At 64.5% G+C, this 3237-nt stretch carries 1 protein-coding gene, 1 rRNA gene and 1 pseudogene; 1 reads left to right on the top strand and 2 read right to left on the bottom strand.

Annotation, left to right across the window (positions count from 1 at the left end):
* Nucleotides 1-8: 8 nt before the first annotated feature.
* Nucleotides 9-121, top strand: a 5S ribosomal RNA gene (rrf, locus tag AB4Z32_RS27340).
* A 396-nt stretch (nt 122-517) separates the two neighbouring features.
* Here rrf and AB4Z32_RS27345 read toward each other — a convergent pair.
* Nucleotides 518-988: a DUF6328 family protein gene (locus tag AB4Z32_RS27345; RefSeq protein ID WP_442124967.1), complete on the bottom strand. Its 471-nt coding sequence runs from the start codon at nt 986-988 to the stop codon at nt 518-520.
* 65 nt (nt 989-1053) lie between these two features.
* Nucleotides 1054-3123 (bottom strand): annotated as a pseudogene (locus AB4Z32_RS27350) (DUF5682 family protein).
* Nucleotides 3124-3237 lie beyond the last annotated feature (114 nt).

Here is a 3237-nt window from a genome sequence, read left to right on the forward strand (position 1 = left end):
AAGTCATGCCTGATGACCATAGCAAGTCGGTACCACCCCTTCCCATCCCGAACAGGACCGTGAAACGACTTTGCGCCGATGATAGTGCTGCAACCAGTGTGAAAGTAGGTTATCGTCAGGCTAATTATTCGCAGAAGCCCGCTCAATTCTTGAGCGGGCTTTTTGCTTTTCTGGCGTGCCTGTTTCAGATACCAAGACAAGGCCCGCCGCTCTGGAATCGCGCGATGCGCGTCGAGCTGGCGGGCCTGGCGATAATGGCGAGACCGATCGTCGCCATCCAGCCGCGAGCAAGCAGGCGCCGCCGGTAACGCCGCGGTCGCGCTTGCATGAACGGCTGGGCTTGCATTCGTCTCCGTCTGCGCTCCCCCCGATATCGGAACTTCAGGTAGACGAATGCGGCCCAGTTCGTTGAATTCTGCCAGTGCCGGTTTCGCACAGGCCATGCAGGTATTATCCAGTTGCAAGCGCCCTCATCTGTTCGCAGCCTCACACAACCCTTTGCACTGCACAACGCAAATCAGGAGCGCGGTTCGGTAACCTGGATGGGATCGCTTCGTGGCAGGAGATACCACAGTCCCACAAAGAGCAGCAGCGAAGCAACCGCGGCAACAATGCTGAGCGCAAGGCTGTCGGTCGCGAGCGACATTACCGTCAACATATCGAGCGACAGCCCGACAGCCAGTGGTATGAGCGCACCGCGGATGGATTTGCGTGAAATGCGCAGCATCCGCGACGTCGCACGGCCGAGCTGGGCACGGTTATAGACGGCCGGCGTCATCAGCATGCCCATGGCGACAAACAGCAGGCACAGTCCCACCAGATGGCAGACCTGGGCATAGGCCGCGAGATCCGTGAAGCGTTCGTTGAATACGGCGATCGTCTGGAAGCCGAACACCGCCTGAAGACCGGGAAGGATGCAGCGCGCTTCCTCGATAATGTCGCGCATCTCCTGGTCGTCTTTATGTTGTTGAGAAGCTTGATCGTCCATGGGATGACAGTAACGTCAAACACGGCCGTATTCAACCGGACGCACGATTGACGCCCTGTAGGATGTCACGCCCGCACGATCCCCGCCTGCGAAGTCCACTGTTCCAGGCTGTGCCGCTGGATCGCGGCCGCCATCAGGTCTGGAAACAGGTCCGGCGTACACGCAAAGCAGGGGATGCCCATGGCGGACAGCCGGGCCGCATTGTCGCGGTCGTAGGACGGTGCGCCCGAATCGTTCAGCGCGAGCAGGGCGATCACCTGCACGCCGCTGCCGACCAGCGCGGCCGCCGTCCCAGCATCTCCGCCTCGTTCCCGCCTTCATACAGATCGGTGATCAGCACAGATCGTCTCGCGCGGCCGCGTCACCAGCCCATGGCAATAGGCCAGCGCGCGATTGATGTCGGTGCCGCCGCCCAGCTGGGTGCCGAACAGGACATCGAACGGATCAGACAGCAGTGGCGTCAGGTCGGCCACGGAGGTGTCGAACACTACCACCGAGGTGCTGACCGCCTTGATGCTGGCGAGGACCGCCGCGAACACGCCCGCATACACGACGGACGAGGCCATCGATCCGCTCTGGTCCACGCACAGCACGATGTCGCGCAGCGAACGTCCTCGGCGGCCGAAGCCGATCCGCGTTTCGGGGATGATGGTGCGCAGCCAGTCGATGTCCTGATGGCGCGGCCGCAGCTTGCGGGCGGCGCGATTCAGGCTGCTCGATACGGCCTGGCGCATCGGCGCGGCCAGCTTGCGCTCCAGCTCCTCCACCACTTGCGCGACCACCTTGCGCGCCGTCGCCCTGGTCTTGTTCGGCATGACGCGGTTCAGGTTGAGCAGGGTCGCGACCAGGTGCACGTCCGGTTCCACCGCCGCCAGCATCTCCGGCTCGCACGGCATTTCGCGCAGCTCCAGGCGCTCCAGCGCATCCTTCTGCATCACCTGCACCACGCTGGACGGGAAGTATTCGCGGATGTCGCCCAGCCAGCGCGCCACCCGCGGCGCCGATGCGCCCAGCCCTCCCTTCGAACTGCCGTCCGGGCTGCCGTACAGCGCATCGAGCACGCCGTCGATGGCGGCATCCTCGACATTCAGCGACATCGGTCCAGTGGCGTCCTGGCCCAGCACCAGCCGCCAGCGCTGCGCCCTGGCCGGATCAACCGCGGCCTCGGCCGGTGTTACGCCCGATGCCGCGCCGCCGCCATGCGCGGCCCGTTCGCCGAGTTCACGGCGCTCCGGCGCGGTAAAGGTCGACACCATGCGGCGCAGCAGCGGCAGCAGTTCCGTGAAGGTGCCGGGAGGAAGCGAGGGCAGCCAGCCGTTGACAATGTTCCACAGGGCGTCGCTGTGCGCCAGCAAGGTGCCGCTGCCCTGCAGGAAGCCTTCCAGCCACTGCGCGGCGGCCAGCGGCGCCACGCCCGGCGAGCAGTGCAGAGACAACTGCTGCGCGGCGCGCTCCGCATTCCATTCGCCGTGCTCGGTCAGGATGCGTGCGCAGCGCCCGCTCAGCATCGGATGCGACAGCTCGCTGGCGGCGGCCGTGGCCAGCGCTTCGAACCATGCGGCCTGGTGGGCCTCGTCCTGCAGCAGGCGCAGCGCCTGGTCGGCGGAGATGATCTGGCCCAGCAGGGCGGCGGGGGTATCGTCGGCTACCCCGCGCACGCCATACGGCAGGGCGATGCAGGCGCGCGCCGCGAGGCCGTCGAGCACATGCGACAGCGAGTCCGTATCGACCTTGCGCGCACTCCCGTAACGCAGCACGTTGACCAGCGGCAGCAGGCCGAGATCCGCCGTCCGGCTGCCGGCGTCCTGGATGCGCGCCATCAGCGGACCGACCGCATCGCGCAGGTCGGCCAGCAGCGCGGCTTCCATCAGCGCGGTCAGCTCGGGCAGGCCGCGGCTTCGAGCGCACGCTCGGCCGCCAGGCTGTTCGCCGCCGATTGCAGCGTGCCGGTATGCAGAGGTCACGCAACAGGACTTGCGTGCTCGTATGCCGTTTGCTATAGTGCGCGTCCTGCTTCTGCAGCGCAGGAAAAGCTGAACGAAATCAAGTAGTTGGGCTAGGTGTTTTGATAACACCGCTGGCGCTGAAGAAAAACGGGGGGTTGACGAGTTAAGCGAAACACTGCATAATCTCATTCCTCTGCTGCTGACGAACAAAACGATTCGCCGGATGCAGCAAGGCAGTACCGAATACGATCTTTAACAATCAACAGTCGATAAGTGTGGGCGTTTGATGAAGTGCCAGCATCC

It is taken from the genome of Massilia sp. 2TAF26 (assembly GCF_052115005.1).
Classification (GTDB): Bacteria; Pseudomonadota; Gammaproteobacteria; order Burkholderiales; family Burkholderiaceae_D; genus Telluria.

Bases quoted from the DNA above. Each gene is read 5' to 3' on its own strand.
- AB4Z32_RS27345 (WP_442124967.1), bottom strand. From the start codon at position 988: ATGGACGATCAAGCTTCTCAACAACATAAAGACGACCAGGAGATGCGC.